At 47.6% G+C, this 24893-nt stretch carries 17 protein-coding genes; 13 read left to right on the forward strand and 4 right to left on the reverse strand.

Annotation, left to right across the window (positions count from 1 at the left end):
- Window positions 1-33 precede the first annotated feature (33 nt).
- From WFI24_RS30295 to WFI24_RS30310, 4 genes are all read left to right on the forward strand, one after another.
- Entirely contained in the window at window positions 34-867 is an 834-nt protein-coding gene (locus tag WFI24_RS30295; RefSeq protein ID WP_336765574.1) for a PRD domain-containing protein, read from the forward strand.
- 124 nt (window positions 868-991) lie between these two features.
- The gene (locus WFI24_RS30300) at window positions 992-2917 is read left to right on the forward strand and encodes a beta-glucoside-specific PTS transporter subunit IIABC (RefSeq protein ID WP_336765575.1); all 1926 of its coding nucleotides are present in this window, start codon (window positions 992-994) and stop codon (window positions 2915-2917) included.
- Between the two features lie 48 nt (window positions 2918-2965).
- Window positions 2966-4423 carry a glycoside hydrolase family 1 protein gene (locus WFI24_RS30305; RefSeq protein ID WP_336765576.1) on the forward strand — a complete coding sequence of 486 codons (1458 nt, stop codon included), beginning with the start codon at window positions 2966-2968 and terminating at the stop codon, window positions 4421-4423.
- A 6-nt stretch (window positions 4424-4429) separates the two neighbouring features.
- Window positions 4430-5389 carry a 2-keto-3-deoxygluconate permease gene (locus WFI24_RS30310; protein ID WP_336765577.1) on the forward strand — a complete coding sequence of 320 codons (960 nt, stop codon included), beginning with the start codon at window positions 4430-4432 and terminating at the stop codon, window positions 5387-5389.
- A 103-nt stretch (window positions 5390-5492) separates the two neighbouring features.
- On the opposite strand, the gene WFI24_RS30315 is transcribed toward WFI24_RS30310, so the two are convergent.
- Window positions 5493-6176: a type 1 glutamine amidotransferase domain-containing protein gene (locus tag WFI24_RS30315; protein WP_310341859.1), complete on the reverse strand. Its 684-nt coding sequence runs from the start codon at window positions 6174-6176 to the stop codon at window positions 5493-5495.
- 382 nt (window positions 6177-6558) lie between these two features.
- Between WFI24_RS30315 and WFI24_RS30320 the strand changes: the two genes are divergently transcribed.
- Window positions 6559-7023: a hypothetical protein gene (locus tag WFI24_RS30320; protein WP_336765578.1), complete on the forward strand. Its 465-nt coding sequence runs from the start codon at window positions 6559-6561 to the stop codon at window positions 7021-7023.
- A 91-nt stretch (window positions 7024-7114) separates the two neighbouring features.
- On the opposite strand, the gene WFI24_RS30325 is transcribed toward WFI24_RS30320, so the two are convergent.
- Both WFI24_RS30325 and WFI24_RS30330 read right to left on the reverse strand, forming a co-directional pair.
- Window positions 7115-10135: a DEAD/DEAH box helicase gene (locus WFI24_RS30325; protein WP_336765588.1), complete on the reverse strand. Its 3021-nt coding sequence runs from the start codon at window positions 10133-10135 to the stop codon at window positions 7115-7117.
- 5 nt (window positions 10136-10140) lie between these two features.
- The gene (locus tag WFI24_RS30330) at window positions 10141-11919 is read right to left on the reverse strand and encodes an SWIM zinc finger family protein (protein ID WP_336765579.1); all 1779 of its coding nucleotides are present in this window, start codon (window positions 11917-11919) and stop codon (window positions 10141-10143) included.
- A 280-nt stretch (window positions 11920-12199) separates the two neighbouring features.
- Here WFI24_RS30330 and WFI24_RS30335 point away from each other — a divergent pair, with 280 nt between their 5' ends.
- On the forward strand, window positions 12200-13018 hold the full coding sequence (locus WFI24_RS30335) for an endonuclease/exonuclease/phosphatase family protein (protein WP_336765580.1): 819 nt from the start codon (window positions 12200-12202) through the stop codon (window positions 13016-13018).
- A gap of 166 nt (window positions 13019-13184) precedes the next feature.
- On the opposite strand, the gene WFI24_RS30340 is transcribed toward WFI24_RS30335, so the two are convergent.
- On the reverse strand, window positions 13185-14012 hold the full coding sequence (locus tag WFI24_RS30340) for a methyl-accepting chemotaxis protein (protein ID WP_336765581.1): 828 nt from the start codon (window positions 14010-14012) through the stop codon (window positions 13185-13187).
- A gap of 370 nt (window positions 14013-14382) precedes the next feature.
- Here WFI24_RS30340 and WFI24_RS30345 point away from each other — a divergent pair, with 370 nt between their 5' ends.
- The 7 genes from WFI24_RS30345 to WFI24_RS30375 all read left to right on the forward strand — a co-directional run bounded on the left by WFI24_RS30345 (window position 14383) and on the right by WFI24_RS30375 (window position 24223).
- Window positions 14383-16626, forward strand: coding sequence for a glycoside hydrolase family 88/105 protein (locus tag WFI24_RS30345; protein ID WP_336765589.1), 2244 nt, complete (start codon window positions 14383-14385; stop codon window positions 16624-16626).
- A 333-nt stretch (window positions 16627-16959) separates the two neighbouring features.
- Window positions 16960-18300 carry an ABC transporter substrate-binding protein gene (locus WFI24_RS30350; RefSeq protein WP_336765582.1) on the forward strand — a complete coding sequence of 447 codons (1341 nt, stop codon included), beginning with the start codon at window positions 16960-16962 and terminating at the stop codon, window positions 18298-18300.
- Window positions 18301-18348: 48 nt separating this feature from the next.
- Window positions 18349-19299 (forward strand): carbohydrate ABC transporter permease, encoded by a 951-nt coding sequence (locus WFI24_RS30355; RefSeq protein ID WP_036616398.1) that lies wholly within the window; start codon window positions 18349-18351, stop codon window positions 19297-19299.
- The gene (locus WFI24_RS30360; protein ID WP_047841525.1) at window positions 19296-20144 is read left to right on the forward strand and encodes a carbohydrate ABC transporter permease; all 849 of its coding nucleotides are present in this window, start codon (window positions 19296-19298) and stop codon (window positions 20142-20144) included. Before WFI24_RS30355 ends, WFI24_RS30360 begins: the two co-directional genes overlap by 4 nt.
- A gap of 28 nt (window positions 20145-20172) precedes the next feature.
- Window positions 20173-22023 (forward strand): cache domain-containing sensor histidine kinase, encoded by a 1851-nt coding sequence (locus tag WFI24_RS30365; RefSeq protein ID WP_336765583.1) that lies wholly within the window; start codon window positions 20173-20175, stop codon window positions 22021-22023.
- Between the two features lie 8 nt (window positions 22024-22031).
- Window positions 22032-23624 (forward strand): response regulator, encoded by a 1593-nt coding sequence (locus WFI24_RS30370; protein WP_336765584.1) that lies wholly within the window; start codon window positions 22032-22034, stop codon window positions 23622-23624.
- Window positions 23625-23677: 53 nt separating this feature from the next.
- A complete protein-coding gene (locus WFI24_RS30375) occupies window positions 23678-24223 on the forward strand; it encodes a GNAT family N-acetyltransferase (RefSeq protein ID WP_336765585.1) in 546 nt (181 codons plus the stop codon).
- The last annotated feature ends 670 nt before the right edge of the window (window positions 24224-24893 follow it).

Below are 24893 nucleotides of genomic sequence, written 5' to 3' on the forward strand. Positions count from 1 at the left end.
TCGCTTTCGGTCTTTTTTTATTTTCGTCGGGGGGTGAGGACATTGAAGGTTATTAAGAAAGTGAATAACAATGTGGCGATTGCCATTAATGATAACAACGAAGAAGTATTCGTCGTAGGTAAAGGGGTCGGATTTCTGAAAACGCCTTACGAGCTGACAGAGACGGACTTGGTAGAGAAAATTTTCGTAGCACCGAAGAATATCCGTATGTATGACCTGCTGAACAGCATTCCAATTGAGGATATTTATCTCGCTGAGGAAGTCATCAAGCTGGGAAGTCAGATTCTGAATAAACAATTTAACCCGAACCTGCTTCTCACCCTGTCTGACCATATCAGTTTTGCATTAACCCGAACCAGAGAAGGCATCAGTATCAAGAATCCGCTGGAATGGGAAGTGCGGACACTCTATCCGGACGAGACCCGGGTAGGGGAGGCTGCGCTGAAGCTGATTCAAGAAAAAATGGATATTACTCTGCCGACAGCCGAAACAACACTGATTGCTCTGCATTTTGTTAATGCGCAGGTTGGCTCGGGAGAGATGACGGATACTACTAAGGTAACCACAGTTACGGGCGAGATCCTGTCCGTGATCAAATATGCACTCAAAATTGATTTTCAGGAAGACTCCATTCACTTTATGCGATTTGCAACACATATCAGATATTTCATCATGCGACAGATGAGCGGTACATCGCTCAAAGATGAGAATGAATCGCTTTTCCTGATGGTCAAGGAGAAGTTTCCGAAGGAACTGGCTTGTGTGGAGAAGATTGCTGATTTTCTGAAAAATAATTACGGATGGACCTGTTCTGATGATGAAAAGTTATATCTGATTCTGCATATCCAACGATTAATCTCGAACTAACCAATTGCATAACCATTATGGACTGTTACTGATTCGATCAGGCATGACCAAGCGTAGGGAATGACGATTCCCCGGCTTGGTCATTTTTTATATATCCAATTTATTCATGTAGAGGAGAAGGGTCATGAACAACAAAGACTTGGCTAAAAACGTACTTGATCTCGTTGGCGGCGAGCAAAATATATCCGGGCTAACACACTGTGCAACCCGTTTGAGATTCGTATTGAAGGATGATAACAAAGCAGACCTCAAGGCGCTGGATCAGCTCGAAGGCGTGCTTAAGGCACAAAATTCCGGAGGACAGATTCAGGTGGTTATCGGTGCCAAAGTGGACGCGGTATACAGTGAAGTGAAGAATCTAACTTCTGACAAGATTGGCGAACTTGCAGAGTCCACAGATCGTGGACCGAAAAAGAGACGCAACCCCATCAATGTAGTGCTTGAAACCATCGCAGGTATATTTACACCTGTTCTGCCAGCACTTGTTGGTTGCGGGATGATCAAGTGTTTGGCTACCGTTATAACTGCCATGGGTTACCTGGAAGGCTCCGGTTTCCTCACGATCATTAACATGATCGGGGACTGTATTTTCTACTTCATGCCATTCTTCCTGGCTGTTAGTGCAGCAAACCGTTTCAAAACCAATCCCTATTTGGCGGTAGCTCTTGCTGCGGGGCTGATGCACCCCATCATTCTGAACGCTGCGTCCCAGATTGCCGAGACGGGTGTGAACAGCATTGATTTTCTTGGCATGCCGATCCTGTTGATGAAATATTCATCTTCCGTCATTCCCATCATTCTGGCGGTATGGATCATGAGTTATGTGTATCCAATCGTCAATCGAGTGATTCCCAAGTTTCTACAGGTCCTGCTTACCCCAATGATTGTTTTGTTTATTATGATTCCAGTGGAACTAATCGTGCTTGGTCCAGTAGGATCATATATTGGTGACTGGTTGACCAATGGCATTAACTCATTGTTCTCAACTGCAGGTGTTCTTGCTGGTGCAATTCTTGGATTTTTCAAACCAATTATGGTTATGTTCGGTATGCACTATGCCATCATGCCTATTCAGGTTCAACAAGTGGCTACACTGGGCGCAACCGTGTTGTTACCAACGGCATTGGCGGCGAATTTGGCTCAGGCTGGAGCAGCCTTCGGTGTGTTTGTCCTGACGAAGAGTAAAACGATGAAATCGGCGGCGGCTTCGAGTGGATTCACCGCGTTGTTCGGGATTACCGAGCCGGCGATCTATGGAGTAACGCTCAAATATAAACGTCCCTTTTTCGCAGGTTGCCTGGCAGGTGGATTAGTCGGTGGATTCTACAGCTTGGTGCACACAACAGCGAATGCGATTTCACTTCCAGGTGTATTGGCAATTGGTACGTATACATCTGATCGTTACATGTATGTCGTTATTGGTTGTATTGCTGCCGTTGTACTTGGCTTTGTGTTTACGTTGATGGCAGGCATCAAGGAAGGTACAGAAGGAGCCAAACAGCAACAAGCTACGGATAAGGTAAATGACAATTCAACAGCCGTTGTCACAGAGGCAGCTCCAGAGTCAGTATCATCACAGACATCCACTTCTTCGGACATGCTTATCGTTAGTCCAATGACAGGAGAGATCAAACCGATCTCTGAAGTGGAAGATCAAGCGTTTGCCCAAGAGTTAATGGGTAAAGGTATTGCGATTGTTCCGACAGATGGCAAGGTATACGCTCCATTTGACGGGGTAGTCGAAGCACTTTATCGCACCAAACACGCCATCGGATTAAAGGCAGCGAATGGTGTCGAGATCCTGATCCATATCGGGGTGGATACCGTTAGTCTGAAAGGGAAATATTTTAACGCCCATATCGAACAGGGACAGACAATCAAGGCTGGCGATTTATTGGTGGAGTTTGATCCAGAAGGCATTACGTTAGCAGGCTATAACACGATTACATCCATTGTGGTAACCAACATGCAACAGTATGGAGACGTACTGACCACAGCGACCAGCGGACCGATCCGGGAGAGCGAAGCGCTAATGAAGCTGATCCCATAAAACCTGAAAGAAGACCTTAATAACACGTAATAACAGGAGGAAACTAAAATGACGAATTCCAATTTTCCAAAAGATTTTTTGTGGGGCGGTGCACTGTCTGCCTGTCAGGCCGAGGGAGCTTATAATGTAGATGGCAAGAGCCTGACCATTCCAGAAGTGATGAAGTTTAACGAGAAGAACGACCGCAAAGTGACCAAGCAGATCAGAGTGAATTGGGAGATGATTGAAGAGGCCAGGAATGACCCGGATACGGTTAAATATCCGAAGCGCCGGGGAATTGATTTCTATCATTCTTTCCGTGAGGATATCGCCTTGTTCGCCGAGATGGGCTTCAACGTATTTCGTTATTCGATTTCATGGGCTAGAGTATTTCCGGGTGGCGATGATGCCGCTCCGAACGAAAAGGCACTAGAGTTCTATGATCAGGTGATTGATGAATGTCTTAAACATGGGATGGAGCCCCTGATTACCATCAGTCACTTTGATACGCCAATTGTGCTGATGGACAAGTTCGGAGGATGGTATAACCGCAAGCTGATCGATCTGTATGTGAACTATTGTGATGTACTGTTCAATCGCTACAAGGGCAAAGTGAAATATTGGGTGACGTTCAACGAGATCAACATGAGCGTGAAAGCATCGGCCAAGACGCTGGGAATCATTGATTATGATGCTCCGAATTATGAGGAGATGCTGTTCCAAGGGCTGCATCATCAATTTGTAGCTGCGTCCAGAGCAACCAAGATGGCACATGAGATCGATGCGAATAACCAGATCGGAAGTATGGTCGCGTATTTCACAACGTATCCTTACACTTGCAAGCCGGAGGATGCACTTCAGATGCAGCAGGATGATCAGATGAAAAATCAGTTCTATCTCGATGTGCTTAATAAAGGCGAATACCCTTACTATAGTAAAACGTATTTTAAAAACAAGGAGATCCAGCTGAATATCGAGGATGGCGATCTGGATAGCATTCGGGCACACACGGCTGATTTCGTGGGGATGTCGTATTACAACTCGATGATTTCCAGCAGTGATACGGAACAGCTCGAACTAACGGCAGGCAATGTACACAGTGTATATAAAAACCCGCATCTGCCCGCTAACGAGTGGGGTTGGCAGATTGATCCGATTGGCCTGCGATATACGCTTAATCTTGTCTATGATCGGTATCAAAAACCAGTCTTCATTCTGGAGAACAGCTCAGGCTTCTACGATAAACTGAATGAAGATGGAACGATCAACGATCCGTACCGAATTGATTTCCTGAGTAAACATATCGAACAGATGGGACTCGCCATTGCCGATGGGGTCGAGGTGTTGGGATACACGATGTGGGGACCCATCGACATGATCAGTTCAGGGACTTCCGAGATGAGCAAACGGTACGGATTTATCTATGTGGATCAGGATGACTATGGCAATGGTACGCTCGAAAGATATCGTAAGGATTCGTTCTTCTGGTATCAGAATGTGATCCGTACCAACGGAGCAGAATTGTAACAGAGCATGAATATTCTGGGTCGTATCAAAAAAATACCCGGCGGCTTGCTGATTGTTACTATGCTGGCTGCCGCGGTCATCAACACGGTGTTTCCATCGTTCTTTCAGATCGGAGATCCAACAACAGCACTATTCACATCGAAAGGTACCATGGTGTTGATTGGCATGATTTTGCTGGTGTCAGGGACACAGCTTAACTTGTCGCAGCTTCTGGCGACCTTGAAGAGAGCAGGGGTGCTCTGTATTTCACGCATCCTCATCAGCTGCCTGTTCGGGTGGGCGTTTGTACACTTTTTCGGTATCAGTGGGGTTGGAGGAGTGTCAGCGGTAGCTTTCATTGCCGTTCTGACCAGTTGTAATCCGGGATTATATCTGGCCCTGATGAACACGTACGGAGATGATGTGGATCGTGCTGCGTTTGGCATTCTGAATCTAATCGCTGTACCGGTTATTCCGGTCATGATATTGAATTCGGCAAGCGGCGTCGGTGTGGATTACCTCAGTGTAATTGCTACGCTGGTGCCTTTCTTTATCGGCATACTGCTTGGTAATCTGGACAGCAATATACAGAAGATGTTCGCTCCGGGAACACTGATTCTGCTTCCTTTTCTGGGCACAAGCTTTGGGTCCAATATTGATCTGCGTATTGCATTTCAGTCCAGTCTGTCCGGCTTGCTGGTCACGGTGATATTTTTGCTGATCTGCATGTTGCCGCTCATTGGAATCGATCGCACGATACTAAGACAGCCCGGTTACGCGGCGGCTGCGACATGCTCAGTTGCTGGACTGTCCATGGTGGTGCCTTCGATGGCTGCCGAATTCAATCCGGCGTATGCGCCTTATGTGGACACAGCTATCGCTCAGATTGCATTTGCTGTGATCTTGACGTCGGTGACCGTACCTTATATCGTGAAGCGTTTGGCTGGAACAACAGCGACGGAAGCTCTTATACGGGGAAATCACTAGCAAAAACAGCACGTGCTCTGTCAGGTCATGACGGATCACGTGCTGTTTTGATATGTTCATCTATATGATCTCCTGGGGGAGGAGAGGGATCGATCGGTTTATTTTACAGACCAAGCAATTGTTTAACACTTTCCGCTACAGCTTTGCTGGATTGCGGATTCTGTCCTGTGACCACTCGGCCATCTGTTGTGACATAGGAGCTGAATGCAGCAGCTTTATCATATTGTGCAGCGCGTTCTCTCAATGCATCTTCCAGCAGGAAAGGAACATACTCGGTTTGTTGAACCAATGCTTCTTCTTCATTCGTGAAGCCGGAAACGGTTTTGTCTTTGATCAAAAGCAGGCCGTTGGACAGCTTCACATTCAGCAGAGCTGTAACACCGTGGCACACACCGGATACAACGCCACCTTTTTCATAGATATCACGAGAAAGCTCTTGAAGTTCGGCATTGTCGGGGAAATCCCACATCGTACCGTGACCCCCTGTGAAGTAGATTGCATCGTAGTCACTCGCATTTACTTCGCTAGGTTTCAACGTATTTTTCAATTGGTTCATGAACGTTTCGTTCTCGAAATAGGCTTTGGTGCTCTCATCGAGGGAGTCACCTAAACTTTTCGGATCAAGAGGTACGTTCCCACCTTTAGGGCTAACCAGATCGATCTGAACATTGTCATTATGGTCAAACTCTTCAATAAAGTGAGTTGCTTCGCTCAGCCACAAGCCAGTAGGTTCGTCCTTCGTTGCGTACTTATCTACATTTGTGAGAACAACCAGTATCTTTTTCATATAAAAACCTCCCGTAAAATATATAACATTAATTTATATTAAATATCACAAAATTAAATTGTGTAAAATCTATTATTGAATATAACATAACCATTTTCTAAAGTAAAATCATGAACGTATAGTCATCTCCAATGTGACTTTCAAGCGTTGGAGTAAAGAACAATCCAGTAGTAGTAAATATGCCCGTAAGAATGCACTTTTACTTAGTATGCCCTGCTTAATTTACTCAAATTGTAAGCGGAGGTAGGCGGGTGTAAGGGAAATCGAATTTAATTCAAATTTGAATTAAATTTGATTGAACAACTAGTTCTTTTGATTTAGAATGTCGGAAGATGCCAACGAAAAACTGGTACAAATTACATATATACTTGGAGGAACATTCATGAAACGTTCTGGCAAATTTTTCGCTTCAACAGTAGTTGCTGCTGTTGCTGCAGTATCCATCGTCTCTTCAGCTTCAGCGAGCACAGTTTCAGTCTCCAACATCTCTGGCGTAACACCTATCAACATCAGCAGTATGGATATCGAAACGGCTTTGATGATGGTTCAGAGCGAACGCACCAAATTGCTGGATGCACAATTGCAAACGCAAATTCAGGAGGTACAGAACCGTAATCAACAGATCGCGGATTTGAACTCTCAATTGCAGATAGCCCAGCAAAATGGGGATGAAGAAGCTGCTCAAAAGCTGAAAAGCCAAATTGATGCTGCCGGTAATTCCCAACAGATGGACATGCTTCGTCTGCAGTCTATGTCCAACAAGCGCAATGAAGCATTTGATGTCATGACGAACTTTATCAAAAAAATGCAGGATTCAAGATCATCCATTATCGGTAACATGCGTTAAGAACGGATGATTAACTGCAACAACACAAAAAGAGCGAAGCCGGAATTAAAACTCCGAAACTTCGCTCTTTTGTATTTCTCTTCAATTCAAGTTATCCCGACCAGTCACGACGCCGAGTGAACAGATCCTTCAACTCGTCTGTCGACAATTCGGTAATCCAGTTTTCGGAGCTTGTGATGATATTATCGCTGAGCTGCTGCTTGCTCTCCAACATCTCGTCAATCCGCTCCTCCAATGTGCCAAGAGAGATGAATTTATGCACCTGAACATCTTTGGTTTGGCCCATTCGGTAAGCCCGGTCGGTGGCTTGATTCTCAACAGCAGGGTTCCACCAGCGGTCAAAATGGAAGACATGATTGGCTGCGGTCAGATTCAATCCCACACCGCCTGCCTTGATGGACAGGATGAAGACGGATGGTTGCTTGTCCTCAGGCAGTGTACGGGATTGGAATTCCTCAATCATGCGATCTCGCGCCGTTTTGGAGGTACCCCCGTGCAGGTACAATACAGGCTCCTGCAACTCCTGACGTAGTACTTGTTGCAGCATCTGTCCCATACCAATGTATTGGGTGAAAATCAGACATCGCTCGCCCTCGTCCCTTAATTCGCGGACAAGCTCCATCAGTCGTTCCATCTTCGCAGAGCGGCTGATCAACATCGCCATATCCTGCGGGCTATACACGTCATAAGAGGATGTCAGTGCGCCGTCTTCGGGTAGTTCCTCCGGCAAAGCCTCTTTCGTCAGCAGAAGTGGGTGATCACACAACTGTTTAAGCTGGGTTAACGCCGATAGAATCGCACCTTTGCGCTTGATGCCTTCCAGCTCTTTCATTTTATCCATCAGGGCCTGCACGGACTGGTCATACAATGCACTTTGTTCGCCCGTAAGGTGAATATAGGTTTTCATCTCGTTTTTGTCCGGCAGATCGAGTTGGATATTGGGATCTTTTTTCTTGCGGCGTAACATAAATGGTTTCACCAATTGCTGCAGATCCTGCATCCGCTGCTCATCTTTGTCTTTTTCGATAGCACTGATGAAGCGAGTCTGGAATGCCCGGGCGTTGCCCAGATATCCTGGATTGATAAAATCATAGATCGACCACAGCTCGGACAACCGATTCTCGATCGGCGTACCTGTCATGGCGATGCGGTGTTTCGCCGGGAAACTGCGGACAGCCAGGGACTGTTTGGTCTGGGCGTTTTTGATATTCTGTGCTTCATCGAGACAGATGCATGCCCAGGTATAGGTTTGCAACATTTCCTGATCCAGTGTAGCCGTAGCAAAGGACGTGATAATAATATCCACCTGCTCGGTCTGCTCCCGGAATTCTTCTCCACTTAATCGGCGTGCGCCATAATGCAGACTGACATGAATGGAGGGTGCGAAGCGGCTAATTTCCTTTTGCCAGTTGCCCAGTACGGAAGTTGGGCAGATCAGAAGTACCGGGGCTTGTCCCGGCTTACGTGGTTCATGATCCTTGATGTGTAACAGATACGTGATGAACTGAATGGTTTTCCCAAGACCCATATCATCGGCAAGACATGCTCCAAGCCCGAATCTGCGAAGGAAACCAAGCCATGCAAAACCTTCCTTCTGATACGATCGCAGCTCAGCATGAAGCCCTGTCGGAATGGGCAGAGAAGGCGCGCCACCTTGTCCGCCCCCCAGTTGCGCGATAACCCGATTCAGGTGTTCGTTAAGTTCAACCTCCAGTCGAATGTTCTCATTAGCCTGCGGTTGCTCTTCCTCCTCGGTTTGTTGTCCTTCCTTCCATTTCTGGTTGCGATATTCCCGTTGCTCATTATGCAGCAGATGCAGGTGCAGAATATCCTGGAACGAGAGTCCTTGTTCCCGATCTACACCGCCCATGGCCCGACGAATCTGTTCCAGAAGATCGGGATCGAGCGGGACCCATTCTCCGCGGAAGCGCACCAGTCTTTCATTGCGGGCAACCAGATCAGCGAATTCATCTTCACTGAGGTCCGTGTCACCGATAGCAATGCGCCAGTCAAAATGAATTATCGAGTCCAGTCCAAAGAACGACTGTCCCCGCTCACTGCCTTCCTCAGGCTGCACCTTGGCGCGAAGCTTTGGTTTCTTCTTACGGGCTGCTTCCCACCAACCAGGCAGCAGAACTTGCCAGCCCGTTGCGAGCAATCGCCCGCTATCCTGCGTCAGGAACTGCCAGGCTTCCTGATCTCCCAAAGGATCACTCAGCACATCGCGTCTACCGCTAATGGAACTTCCGAGACGCGGCAGATGTGCGCGAAGCTGATCCAGCCATCCGGCAGAGCGGTCCAGAACGAAGGGGGTCCATACCTCGGGCCATTCCCCTTCAAGCCTGCCGCGCGAATCCAGCATGACGGGTACCAATACAGCGGCATCAAGCTTATTCTGTAATACCAGTCGCAGACGCCAAGATGGCTCATCCTCATCCGGCTCCTGCAATTGCAGCATGGGCCTGAATGGTGCAGCATCCGCTTTCCAGCCAATGGATACGAGCCAGGACTGGGCGTCCATTCCGGCTGTCTTAGGGAGAGTGCCGCGCTCTGGGAACAACTGCGGGAATTCACGCCGCAGATCGGTTGCCGCTTCCTCCGAACTGTACCAGCGCTGGAATACGAAGGCGGAGTAGGCCGCCCCGAGTCCTTCGGCATAACTCTCGTCCGTCTGCTGAATCGCCTTGGTAAGCGATGCTCGATCCTGCTTCTTCAAGCTATCCGGGTCCCAGGTCCACTGAAGCTGTCCTGCACGGTAGGCCTCGAAGCTAGGTACGTATTTGCGTTTTTCGATAGAAGATGCGAGTGCGGGAGCTAGTCGAATCAGATGTTCCGCCTGCTCGTCCCATTTCCATTCAATATGAAGCAGGGTATGCATCTCTGCAAAGAAGGGAATCACTTCTTCCGCTGGCAGAACAACCAGCTCAATCTCTTCAATCTGCCGAACTTCTAATTCGGTGCCGTAGAAGGAAGGCACATGCCAGGCGAACAATCGCTGCTTAAGCGACTGTCCGGATACAAAGTGGTGCGTGTTGAGTGCTCCATAAAACAAAGCATCGCCATATCCGGTTAAAGCGACGTGAACCTCAATCGTTTCAGTGTAAGGATGAATTAAGCTCATGAGATCAGTTTACCTTTCCGAAGCTCTTCCTGCAGGGCGCGCAGCCGACTGTTACGAACAGCGAGTGTTGTGATAAATTGCTCCCAGTGCGCTTCTTGCTTCAATTTCTTATAGATTTTGGACAGACGTTTCAACAGCTTCACGGCTGCTTTGTATCCGTCCCTGTTTTTGTGTCCGATATAACGCTCCACTGCCTGATGATAGAAGGGGAGCAGTAGCTCAGGTGCATCTTTTTCGATCGGTTGCAGCATCGCTACGCGGAATTCGAGAGGTTCCGTTCCCGTACTCAGCTGAAAATCAATCCATCTGCGCCACTGTCCACGCGAATGCATGGCATCTTCGTAGGCGGGGCGGGAGTGGGGAAGCATACTGACAAGCGTGTCCCACATGCGGTTCTCTGCATCGGGCAGATGTTGAATGGCCGTATCCCATAGATGCATGTAATCATTCAAAGGTGTGTTGCGCCGATTCGCCAGAAGGGGGCCAAGTTGTACCAACCAATCCCCAAGCCGCTTCCATTCAGCCGAATCTGCGAGTATATGGAGAAAATGCAACAGATGTTCTGGCGGGATGCCATAGGCTGAGCTTCCATGGACGAGTCGTTGCCACGCCTGATCATCCTGCCCCAGATGGAAGTGCATCCAGCTCTGCGCGAGTACCAGCGGCAGGGGCAGTGTTACGGCTTTGCTCGATCTCTCACTACTACTTCCATTACTTTGAGCGCCACCCAAGACACTTTCGCCTGACTGGGAAGGTGCAGAAGCGGCGATTACACCGCGCTCTATATCATTTAATATGGCCTGTTCCGAGTTCAGCATGTCCTGAGACTCTTGAAGCTCAGGCACAATCCAGTTCAACCACAGTTGTCGATAGATCGGAGTGAAGAACATCATGCTGGCTGTCTCCGACATCATCTGTTTACGTAAATAAGCCGAGGTTTCGGCCAGTCTGCTCCAATGTTGTTCAAGCTTGTTTCCCTTTAGACCTGACAGGTCTAGCGGATGGTTAAAGATCCGTTCAATGTCTTTCTGAAGTGCATCCACCGCGAGCTGGGCAGGGTAGCTCAAGTACACGGGGGTATGCGTGATGGAGTTACGGGCCGGAGGCACGCAGAATCGTATGAGGTACAGCTGTACATGCAGTTCAAAAAGTTGGTCCATTGCAGCGGACAGCCTTGGTTTAATGGCATATAGCTCGTCCGTTGCTTCCTGTACGTAGGATGTGCTTGCTGTGCCAGTACCCAGCCGTCTCAGACAGGAGTGGAATAGTTCGTGCCATTCCGAGATTTCGAGATCGGCAAGTTCTGTTGCACGCTCCTTGATCTGGCTGTATTGGTTATCTGGAATATCCATATCCTGCTGTTCATCGGCATCTGCGTAGCTGGATAGTCCCGCGGACATGGCCCCGACAGGTTTGGTCGTTTGTTTGAGCGCAGTACTGGAGTGTGCATTCACAATGGCATGCACAGGTCGCTCCAGTTGCTCGGCATAACTCATCAATACAGCAGTCATATGTTTGCAAAGGGAACTCACCGGGCAGGTACAATAACTGGTAGACAGGGATTGCATACTCAGTGTGACCTCGTACTCTTCCGATCCTTGTACAACGGCCGAAATCCCTTTTTGTTCGGAATAAGTTAATGGTCCGACACGTTTTTGTTTATAATATTGGAATCCGCGCATAATCGTCAGGTTGTTAAAATGCTCTGCAACTTCCCGAATCAATTGTTGCCACTGCGCATCATCCATTCTCATGTTAGTGGGTATGTTCATCATTCCATCTCCTGGGGTAAACATAGGTTCGGTAATCACGACGTCTATGACGTCATGGTGTGAATTTGATGTATCCATCATATCAGTTATGAGCCAATCCGTGCATGGGTTATGAAGAATTTGAAGTTATTTTAGGCCAACAGGAACCAGTATGAACACGGTGGTCCTGCTGGCGACCGACATGCAAGAATGCACCATATTGTGTATGCTTATAGTATGTATTCCTATCAGGAACGATGCAGGCCGTAGAAACGGCCATACTACAAACAACAGGAGAGAGCATATGAAAATACTTACGTTAAACACACACGCCTGGGCGGAAGAGGATCAACTGAACAAGATCAGTCAGCTGGCTGATTTTATTAATACACATCAATTCGATGTGATCTCCATGCAGGAGGTTAACCAATCGATGCAGGAAGCCGCGCTTTCTGAAGAAGAACTGAGGATGTATTATGCTACTGAATCGGATGCTGTGATTAAAAAAGATAACTATGCCTATGTCCTGCTCCAACAGCTAACAGAGCAATATTACTGGACGTGGATTCCCGCTCATGTCGGGTTCCAAAAGTACGACGAAGGACTGGCGATCCTTAGCCGGACACCGATTAAGCAGGCTTTTGGAGAATACGTGTCTCACATGAGGGATTATAACAATTACCGTACACGCAAGATTGTGGGAATCGAGACGGTCGTTCAAGGTGAAGCAACCTGGTTTGTAAATGGACACTACAACTGGTGGGATGATGCGCAGGAACCGTTCAAGGGACAATGGGAGATGACGGAGAGCAAGCTTGCACCCTACATGGATCAGCCGTTATATATGATGGGTGACTTCAATAATGTGGCTGAAGTACGTGATGAAGGCTATGATTATATGATGAGCAAAGGCTGGAACGATCTGTACACCACAGCATTGCAAAAGGATGATGGAGCAACCGTGGTGAAGGCCATTGCCGGCTGGGCAGACAATAAACGCGATTTGCGGATCGATTATATTTTCTCCAATCGTCCAATCCAGGCCAAGTCTTCCACCGTGGTCTTGAACGGTAAAAACGGGCCGGTCGTGTCCGACCATTTTGGCGTCGCTGTAGAAATATAACAGCCATTCCACTATAAAGGTGATATCACCGCAAATACGAAACAAAGCCTCCGCTGACTTCCTGTAAAGGGAAGTGTAGCCGGAGGCTTTTTCCATTCAAAATAATTTCCTATGTACATATCATATTGTTTGTTCTTTTTGTTGTGTAATGGCGCTAATACTAGTACTACTCGAGTGCCAGCATCTGATGTACAAATTTTTTCAGATTCGCACTTGTCTCGCTAAGCTGTTCGATACTTTCCATGAATTCGGTAACGAGCTTGGCCTGATCAACCGTTGCGGTTGTAATCTGACCGATCTCCTGCTCCATATGTTTCATGGATTCTTGTACACTGCCGAGTGATGATTCGATATCAGCTGCTGCTTGTTTCGTATGATCCGACAGCTTACGTACTTCACTGGCCACCACACCGAATCCGGCCCCCTGATCACCAACACGGGCTGCCTCAATCATGGCGTTGAGTCCAAGCAGGTTGGTTTGTTCAGATACTTCACGAATGACGTTCGTTACTTTACTTACACTGACCGAGTTCTCGGAAGCTTTTATGGAATTGCGCAGAATCTCTTCCGATGTCGCGGAGAGTTCTTCGGAATGTGCAGCAATCTGCTGAATGCCACCAACGAGAGCATTAATGGTTGTTTCATTTTCACGAATCAGATTTTCGAGGGTCATATGGCTATCCAGCGCGTAGTTTACACCCAATATACCAACGACCTGATCGTTTTCTTTAATAGGGATTAGAATGGCATCAAAAGGTCTGCCCTGCAGATCACCAGGCATGCGTGCCACGGTACGGGAATCCTTGTTGGTGAGCATTTTGAAATTTTTATAATCATCATGCAGCTCATCCCCAACCTTCACGCCAATCTCCAGACTTTTTGCCTCGGAAAAATACAATACTTTCTCATGATCATTAATGGATATGGATATGTCGTCACGGAACATTTGGCTAACAAAAGGCATAGCATTTACCAGAGATTCAAGAGTATTCAATGTGCATCTTTCCTTCCCGATACAAAAAGTGGAATTTTTCAATCTTGTATTTATATCGGTAACGTTTTCTTGTTTTTAAACCATTGTTTAAATTTAAGTTAACCTGGAGAGACAAGGCGACTAAATCCAATATAGTTGTAAGCGTAATCAAAAATCTGTAGCCACCACCGAACATGTCAGTTATACTGGGATTATTATTCGGCTATTCAGAAGATAACCAAGGGACATACCTATTTCCCGGTAAGGGGATTATCCACCCGGGTTAAGCGCTATACTAGATTGCTGCATATCAGTTTGGTGCTCCAGTGTGGATGGTATGAATGCAATGATATAAGACTTTATTTCAACAGGAGAGGGATGTGTGCCATCGATGACGACCTATTTCAGTGAACCGCAGAGCATGTATTACCGATTTGGAGAAGATCAGGATCAGGTACTGAAGGTACTGGCCGAGAGGTATATTGGAGCCAACGCCCAGGCTGATTTTGTATATCGGGTATTTCAGAAGTCTGGTATTTTGCAAAATGAAAAAGGGCTTTATGATCTGAATTTAGGTAAACGCTTTCCTGATGCGCCTAAAGACCATATATCTTACGCAGCTGCACTGGTCTGGGGGGATGAGGACCGAAATCTGGATGTACTGGTTCGCTGTTATGGGCCTGTTCGTTTCTACTTCAATGAGCAGATGGTCTATCGCTCTACGGTAATGGATGAGATTAGTCCAGATGCCACGGTGAAGCTCAGCATCGACATCAAGCCTGGTTGGAACACTATTTGGCTGGAAATGAAAAACACGCCTGCCGGCTTCGGTTGCCAGTTCGGATCAGATGAAGGTAAAGTGCGCATTTTGAACATCCTTGCTCCGTTTCAGGAGAGACAGGGACAAGCAGGGTGGATATTCTCCCAACCGGACCGGGCCGCAAGTAAGCAACCGGACCTGCTTGGACAAGAAGCAGATTACAGTTTGAAGTGGCTGCCTGAGACAGGCTGGTCTGATCAGGATGATTCCATGCCAGCCCTTGAACGAATATATGGGCATCTTCCAGGTCGGCATGCTTATGCTTGGACCCATCTGAACAACATCGATTCAACCGGGAGTCCAGTGCGATTGTCAGGTCAATCTTCTGGTTCTCTAAGTATATGGATTAGCGGCAAGCCTGTGGCACAGGTGAAGGAAGCGGGTACGTTCGAAGTGGATATACCAGTCTCCTTTGGACGGAGTGACCTGATTGTCCGAAGTGAATGCAACGATACGGGTGAACCATGGCATTTTAATATGAATGCAACCGTTTCGGGCAAGCCGCTTTCACTGGAACTTCCTCAGCGTGTGCACGGTGCTACTGGAGAGTCTTGGTTGTATGTTGGGCCTTTTGAGTCGGGGGTTGAACCGGATTTGCAGGATCTGACCCGAACGGACCGAGTGTACCAAACAGGACTAGAACAGACATATTGGCGCTTGGATCGACCGGATGCCCGGATCAGACCCTATTATGAAAACGCCATGTTAAGCAACAAATGGACAGTGGGCAGTGTGACTAATTATGGCCGCTGGGATTATCCATTGGGTGTCACTGTATATGGTCTATTACGGACGGGGCGTTATCTGCAGAGACCAGATATTACGCGTTATGCAGCTGAGCATGTGCAGGCATGTACCCAGATGTATGAATACTCATTATGGGATCGGGAGCAGTATGGTTTCCCGGCAGTCAATCAACAACTGGTCATGCTGAAAATGCTGGATAACTGCGGTTCTTTTGGTTCAGCCATGCTGGAAGCGTACTCCGAGTGCCATGAACCAACGTTTCTTCCCATTGCTGAGCGGATTGCCGATTTCATGCTTTCCCGTTTGGAACGACAGGAGGATGGTGCGTTTTATCGCACATGCGTAGGGGAGTATGCCGAGAATACCATGTGGGCAGACGATCTCTACATGAGCACGCCGTTTCTCGTTCGTTATGCCCGTGTGACGGGAAGCTCATCCGCACTGGATGAAGCCGCCAGACAGTTTTTATTGTATCGGAAATATCTGTTCATGCCTGAGTTCAAAATTATGTCTCACGTATATGATTTCAAATACGGACAGGCAACGCAGATTCCATGGGGACGGGGGAACGGCTGGACACTGTTTTCCTTGACGGAGGTGCTGGAAGCTTTGCCGAAGGAGCATCCTGAGCGCCCAGCTTTAATTAATTTCTTCAACGAGCTGTGTGAAGGGTACGCAGCACTTCAAGGGGAAAGCGGGTTATGGCATCAGGTGTTGAATAACTCGCAGACGTATGAAGAAGCCTCATGTACAGCCATGTTTGCCTATGGATTTGCGCGTGGTGTGCGTTTTGGCTGGTTCAAAGACCCTGAAGTTTATGTCGCAGCTGCCCAGCGGGCATGGAAGGGACTCCTCTGCAAAGCAATTGATCGTCAAGGGAACGTGCATGGTGTGTGCAGCGGTTCGAGATATGCGTTTACGGCAGAGTATTATGATCAGGACTTGCGTACCGTCACCAATGACAATCACGGAATAGGCATTATGATGTTGGCAGGAACTGAGGTTGCAAAAATGAAGAATCATTTGGCTGATCACAAGGTGACTTCACCTGCCGCGACACACTCCTGACTGATCCACAGGAAACACATCATTACGGCTGAACATCAAGCTTTTCGAACATTCCGATGATCCGTAAAAGAAATGCCGTGATTTGATGTTCATACTTTCGTTCCATATCAACCCGCTATCTTCTTCTCAAGGTATCATGCATATATACCCGTAATCATACCAATACGGGAACGGAACCGCCGGGAATATCATTCCTGGTGGTTTTTGATTCCTGTAACTCCTTACTTTTTTGACAGGAAAGCTTACTTTTCTTTATGTCATGTGCAGCAATGGACCGATACAATAGGTTTTGTAAGCGATTCCATAAATGCAAGAAGGGGAGGAAATTCATTTATGATGATTACAAAAAAGTGGGTAACCCTGTTCTGCCTGTCCCTGTTATTGTTCGCTACAGCCTGTTCTGGAGGGGCCACCGATACACCATCTTCTTCTGGAGAAGCAAGTGGAAGTGAAGGAGATTCATCAGGTAAGGTTGAACTGCGCATGACCTGGTGGGGATCACAGACTAGACATGATCTGACAACCAAAGTGATCCAATTGTTTGAAGAGAAACATCCGGGAATCACCATTAAGCCTGAATATTCCGGTTGGGACGGTTACTTTGACAAGTTGACTACACAGGTAGCCGGTTCGAATGCACCGGATATCATCCAGATGGATTACGCCTTTCTGACTGACTTTGCCCGGCGTGGGGCCTTGCTTGATCTGACTCCGTTTGCAGAGAGCAAAGAGCTGCGGACAGAGGATCATGATCAGAGCATGATTACAGCCGGTTCGATTGACGATAAATTATATGCGATCACCCTCGGAGTTAACGCACCGGGTGTCATCTATGATGCCACCGTATTTCAGGAATTAGGTATCGAAGAACCGCAAGAGAGTTGGACATGGAAGGATTTTGGGGATATTGCGACCAAGATCGCCGCAGCTAAAGGTGAGGGATTCTATGGATCTGCAGACATTTCCGGTACAACGAACATGTTTGAAGTGTTTATTCGGCAATCCGGGAAAGGATTGTTTGATGGTGGCACAATGACCGCTACCAGCGAGGAGCTTCAGCAATGGTTCGATATGTGGGGCGCACTACGCGAGAATGGTGGAGTGACCACAGCGGAGATAACGGCATCCACAACCAATGCGCTGGAGACACGACCGATCTCACTGGGTACAGCTGCCATGGATTTTGCATGGTCCAATCAATTGCTGACATTCCAGCAGGTGAACAAAAACCAGGATCATAAGCTTGGCATACAAGTTCTTCCGCATGGTGTAGGTGAAAAGCAAATCGGTGAATATCTGAAGCCAGGCCAGTTCCTCTCCGGTTATGGCAAAACCAAACATCCAAAGGAAGTTGCCATGTTCATTGATTTCATGGTCAATGATCCAGAAGCAACCGCTATTCTTGGTTCCGAACGTGGTGTGCCGGTTAATTCCAGCATTCGTGAACAGATGCAACCTACGCTGCCGGAAGCAGAGCAAGTCATTTTCCAATTTATCGATACGGTATCGAAGAACTCCAGCGAGATTGACCCGCCATACCCGCAAGGATTTGCTGAAGTGGACACGAGTTTCAAGAGCGCAAGCGAGCAGATCGCCTTCGGTCAAGGCAGTACTCCAGATGTGATTGCACAGTTTATTGAAGGAGCGAAGGCTACGCTTGGATCGAGTCAATAAACCATTGAAACCGTTCCAGACTTCTAATTCTGCGGGGAGGTTGCGAAGATGACGACATCACAGGTCAGTCAAGCCCGAATCGAGCGTGTAACTACCCGGCGGGTGAAACGGAGATATGCCCACAATGGAGCAGCGCTTCTGTTCCTCGCCCCATGGCTTGTCGGATTGTTATTTCTAACCCTTGGTCCCATGTTGGTATCGTTATACATCTCGTTCACTGATTACAGTATCCTGGCCGCCCCTTCCTGGGTCGGTCTGGATAACTACACCACGATGTTTACATCGGATAAACTGTTTACCCAGTCACTCAAAGTCACCTTCACGTATGTCGCTGTATCCGTACCGGTCAAGTTGATCTTTGCGCTACTGGTAGCCATGTTGCTCAACAAAGGGATTCGAGGACTCGGTATTTACCGGACGGTGTATTACATCCCGACATTGCTTGGGGGTAGCGTGGCGATTGCGATGTTGTGGCGTAAAATGCTGGGTGGGGATGGGCTGCTCAATAGTGTCCTTGCCATGGTAGGCATTAAAGCTCCCGATTGGGTTGCGAATCCGAAGTATGCCCTGTACTCCATCGTCCTGTTATCCGTATGGCAGTTCGGATCGTCGATGATTATTTTTCTGGCTGGCCTGAAGCAGATTCCACCCGAGTATGATGAAGCCTCAGCGGTAGATGGTGCAGGTCCTCTGCGGAGATTCTTCTATATAACGTTGCCGATTCTGTCACCTGTCATCTTCTTCAATCTCGTGATGCAGCTGATTACGTCCTTTCAATCGTTCACACAGGCTTTTGTTATCAGTAACGGTAGCGGAGGGCCAGTGAACTCAACCTTAATGTACTCTCTGTATCTGTACAAAAAAGGATTCTCATTCTTTCAGATGGGCTACGCTTCCGCGATGGCCTGGGTGCTGGTCATCCTGATTGGCGTATTTACATTGCTCGTATTCCGCAGCAGCAAGCTGTGGGTGCACTATGAGGATGGTGGAAAATCATGATTGGACAACGGAACTCTACAGCATGGGTCGTCAGCAAACATGTGTTGATCTCAGGCATCGCCTTTGTCATGCTCTATCCAATTCTCTGGATGCTGGGCAGCTCGTTCAAACCGGGACATATGATCTTTACAGAGACCTGGTTCTGGCCACAGGAATGGAATTGGCAAAATTACATGAATGGCTGGTCCGGTATTCAGGGCAATCCATTCTCCCGCTTCCTAACTAACTCTGTCGTTCTATCGCTTGGCGCCGTGCTGGGCAATGTGATTTCCTGCTCTATGGCGGCGTATGCCTTCGCTCGACTGAATTTTCGTTTCAAAGCCATCTGCTTCGGCCTGATGCTCATGACGATCATGCTGCCACATCATGTGACGCTGATCCCGCAGTATATTCTTTTCAACCACCTGGAGTGGGTGAATACGTATCTGCCCCTCGTCGTGCCAAAATGGCTGGCGACTGACGCATTCTTCATTTTTCTTATGGTGCAGTTCTTCCGGGGATTGCCTAAAGAGTTGGATGAGGCAGCCACCATCGATGGATGCGGTCCTGTGAAAATATACACCAAAATCATCATTCCACTGGCTTTCCCAGCATTGGTCACCACGATGATTTTCACGTTCTTGTGGACATGGGACGATTTCTTCAGTCAGTTGATCTACCTGAGCGACGTGAGTAAATATACAGTGCCGTTAGGTCTGCGTTTGTTCCTTGATTCCAGCTCTCAATCCGATTGGGGTCCAATGTTTGCGATGTCGGTATTGTCGCTGGTGCCATGTTTTATCGTATTTATCGTATGTCAAAAGTACTTCGTGGAAGGAATCGCAACCTCTGGGCTCAAAGGGTAATTCCAAGACGAAACGAGTTGATTTTCGCATGCGGAAAGGAAGATGGTCTTCATTTATTAATCAAAAGCTGCAACAAAGCAAGCTCTCCACATTGATGGTGACTTGCTTTATTGCGTTTAACCTCCTGCTCGTCTCGGTTGTGGTCTGGCTGGCATATCAGTCTTTCTCAGCAGTCACCTTTGCCGAGATTAGCAAAGCACGCCTGGCTCTTCTGAACGAGAGTACACGACGGGGATTTGACTTCATCACAAGTGTAACGGGCAATGCCTACGCTTTGGCAAGCAATCGGGAACTGTCCAGCTTGCTCGAAACGATGGAGACAGGGAGACTTTCGCAGATTCATCAACGGCGGGAAGTATCCCGCATATTGGATCATACGCTGGTCGTCAGTGAAGGCATTACTTCTATAGAGTTGTACACGGATGCATTTAACGGTGTAGCTGTTACCATGCCTGATCGCATCTTCCCGGTAGACACGATATCCGGTGATTCCTGGTTCGATGCACTGGAACAGGCAGATGCAGCATGGGTACCTTTGCGCAAGAATGAATCTGGTCAATCATTAATTGGGTACGCCCAGCGAATCTTTGACAGCCGAGGGGGTACGGTAGCCTATGTGCTCATTCGACTGAGTCGTGCTGACATTGTACGCAGGTTTGCGGATATGCCTATGGTATTGGATGGCAAGGTGCTGCTGGTGGATACGGCTGGCAATGTCGTCATGCAGATGGGCGAGGCTGATCCCGCCGAGGGATCTAAATGGCCTGACGATCCCAATACAAGTGGTGGAGATGGAGATTCTTCTTCTATAGTAGACAGTGCCTGGATTCAGGAACACGTCCAGCGTGGAGAAGACGGATTCGAAGTGGTCTCCGGTCAGTCCGGTGGTTCACAGCTTGTGCTGTATTCCAGACCGGCCATGCTTCAGTGGCGTCTGGTGCAGACGATCCCGGTTCATATGCTTTTATCTCCGGTCAGGCAAGCAGGATGGCAGATCCTCGGCATTGCGGTGCTGGGGTTGTTGTGCTCGGCAGTACTCGCGTATCTCTTCGTGCGGCGGATTATTTGTCCTCTACGACAATTGATCAAGCGGATGAGACAACTGGAGAAAGGGGATTTCAATACCCGGGTTCAGTTGTCTTTCACGGAGGAATACGCCCACTTGGCGTATGGCTTCAATCACATGGCTTCACAACTCACGACGCTGATGGAACAGGTGAAGGATGAGAGCCGTGCCAAGCGTGAAGCCCAGACGGGCTTGCTTGAGGCTCAGATCAAACCCCATTTTCTATACAACACCCTCGACATGATCCACTGGCGTGCACTCGATTACGAAGCCAAAGACATCAGTCGCATGATTGTACAACTCAGTAAGCTGTTACGGATCGGATTGAGTGGGGGGAGATTATTTATTCGGGTGCGGGACGAGTTGGAGCATGCACGTTGCTACGTCAGCATTCAGTCAGAGCGTCTACCCTTCTCTATTCAATATCAGGAACAGATTGATCCGTGTATTCGCAGTTGTTACATTCCCAAGATCATTTTGCAGCCCTTTATCGAAAATGCCGTTATGCACGGGCATCCCGAAGAAGGCACACTTCGAATTCAGGTGCACATGCACGAAGCAGAAGGCTCTCACCCAGATATCGTTATTCGTATCACGGATAATGGGCAAGGTTTACCGGAAGGGTGGAAGGTGGAAGATACGTGTGGTATCGGTGTACGGAATGTACATCAGCGCATTCAGCTGTATTGCGGGAAGAGATATGGCGTTCAACTAAGCGATGGAGAGTTGGGTGGCGTGGAAGTGACCATTACGCTGCCGCGTATAGAGACCGACGAGCAATTAAATCTGTGGCTGGACGGTGAAAAAGGATGAAGACCATTATGCTTGTAGATGACGATCCGCATATTGTTAAGGCTCTAACCGAACATATCGATTGGCCTTCCCTGGGCCTCAGCATTGCAGGTACAGCTTCCAATGGCTTGGATGCGCTGGAGTTGTTCCACCGCATGCATCCAGATCTCGTCATGACCGATGTCTATCTACCGGGGATGACCGGGCTTGAGATTACACAGGCGCTGCGGCGTGATCATCCCCATCTGCCGATTATCATCCTTAGTGGATATGACGAATTCGAGAACGCCCGGGCAGCCATGCGCTGGGGTGTGAATCACTTTTTGCTGAAGCCGGCAGAGGTCGAGGAGATTGAGTCTGTGTTGCGTGAGGTTTTATTAGAACAAGATGTACGAGAGCGGCATGAGCGGCTGGAGCGGACGTACAAGCAGGAGGTCGGACGGGTACTTCCCTATCTGCGCAAACAATTTCTTCACGAACTGCTGACTACGCGATATCAGCCGGAGGAGTTGCCTGAAGAACGCATGGAGTATATCGGCATTCATATGTCCTCACAGGCCCGCGCCATTAGTCTGCAATTGAATCGCCCCGCATTTCTGACACGGATGAAAGAGCGGGACTGGCAGCTTCTCCGCTATGGGGCGGCCGATATTATTCAGGAGACGGTAAAGGAGCAATCCGAGCACATGGCGAATGGTCAGGTAGAGATTGTTGATTATTCGGATCAGGTATTTGTGTTGCTTCTATTAGGAGATAGAGATTATCTGGAGGAAATCCTGCCACTTGTGGAGAGGATGATCGATCAGATCTTTACGTATCTGAAAATCGAAGTAAGTGCTGGAATAGGAAGATCCAAAAGTCATCCATGCGAGGTGATAGACTCTTATCTGGAGAGCAGGGAAGCGGTAGAAACAGCAGAGTTTAAGGGTGGGAGTCGCATCTACCTTTATGAAGCGTCAGCGGATACGGGGCCAAGTGCGACTGATTATTCATTATTGCTTCGCCAATGGAATGAGGCATGGGTAGATATCAGACCCGATCAGGCGGAAGAGGTGTGGCATCATATTCGCCTTTTACTGAAAGAGGGAAACTGTGTTGGGATACAGGATATACAGGTTGTTGCCGTCAGTCTGTTTGACACCTTGATTCATAGTTGGAATCGACTTCATCCGATGTTAACGCCGCCGCTTGTGATGAGTGATTTTTTGCGTGAAATTCAATCGAAATATGCATTGCATGATCTGGTAAACTGGATGGACCGTATTATCTGCAACTGGTTGGAACAGATACGCAAAGAGATGGGCGAGAAGAAAAGCAATAAACTGATAGAGCAGGTGAAACAGTATGTGGAGCTGCATTACGCCGAAGAGATTAGTTTTGAAGCGATCGCCAAGGGGCTATTCGTGCATCCAAAGTATCTGAGTCAACTGTTCAAAAGGGTGACTGGAGAGAATTTCGTCAGTTATTTGAACGGGTACCGGATTCAGAGAGCGATGGAACTGTTGCAGTCAGGACATTACATGGTATACGAGGTAAGTGAGATGACGGGGTTTCGTAATGCTACGTATTTCAGTCAGGTGTTCAAGATGCTTACGGGCAAGAGTCCGTCTGAGGTAGGTTAGAGCAGTAGAGAGTATAATTAGTTAAATAAAAAGGAATAGGCGGATTGGTTCTTATGATTATCGAGCAACAGGAGTATTACATTAGAGGAGTATCTTACTCGATTAGATCGGCAGAGGAAAAAGATGCTGAAGCCTTGTCTTCACTTCGTGTACAACTGGACGGGGAAACGGAGAACATGGATCGTGAAAAAGGTGAGGCGTACATCGATGCAGTCGGGTTTCGGCGTATCATCCAGTCGGATACCGAGAAGCGGCGTAATATATTCCTCGTTGCTGTAGTAGCGGGTGAGATAGTGGGATACTCCCGATGTGAAGGCACAGCGTTGAAGCGCTTTTGCCATAAGGTTGAGTTCGGTGTGTGTGTAGCCAGGGATTTCTGGGGACATGGGATTGGCAAGAACTTGTTGGAGAAGTCTATAGAGTGGGCAGACCAGAGTGGTGTAGAGAAGATGACGTTGAACGTGCTGGCATCAAACGAAAAGGCAATTGAGCTATATCAAAAGTGTGGCTTCGGAATCGAAGGCGTTTTGAAAAAGGATCGGCGACACGCGGATGGACAGTATCATGACACGATAGTGATGGGCAGGTTCAAAGACTGACCGTGTAGAAAGTAAAGCTTACAATCTATCATGCTCACAGAAGAGTGAGTTCAATTACTATATTCGATATATCAAATTAATAGATAGCATTGTTCTCTAATAAGGTATTGTGCTACTTAATATATAGAACGTAAAGATGTTGATAGGATCTGTTCACAACCTATATTGAGACAGATTAGACTAGCGAGGGTATGTAGGGTATAGTAAGATGATATTGCCGTCAACTGAAGAGTTTGAAAGAGATTATATCAAACAAAGCAATAACCTTATTGATGGGATATTTTACAAGTAGTAATTATATTGTGCATATGGTATATTCTATTTCCGGCCAAAAAAACACGACAAACAAAGTGTGCAGGCAAAACAAAATAAGCTTCGAAAGAAACTTAAAAAAAGAGCTTGCTAAGTTGGTTCGGAAGTGTTATGATATAAAAGTTGCTGAGGGGAACAACGCTCGGTAACAAAACAAGTTTGATCTTTGAAAACTGAACAACGAGTGAGTAAACATTCTGCTTGCAGAATGAACGCGAAAGTTGGAAACAAGCCTTGGTTTGAATCCACTGGAGCACAAATGAGATTTTTAATCTCGTCAGATTCAAAATGAGCTTATCGCTCTTTTCAATACTTTATTGGAGAGTTTGATCCTGGCTCAGGACGAACGCTGGCGGCA

The sequence above is a fragment of the Paenibacillus sp. USHLN196 genome (genome assembly GCF_037144955.1).
Classification (GTDB): domain Bacteria; phylum Bacillota; class Bacilli; order Paenibacillales; family Paenibacillaceae; genus Paenibacillus; species Paenibacillus xylanexedens_C.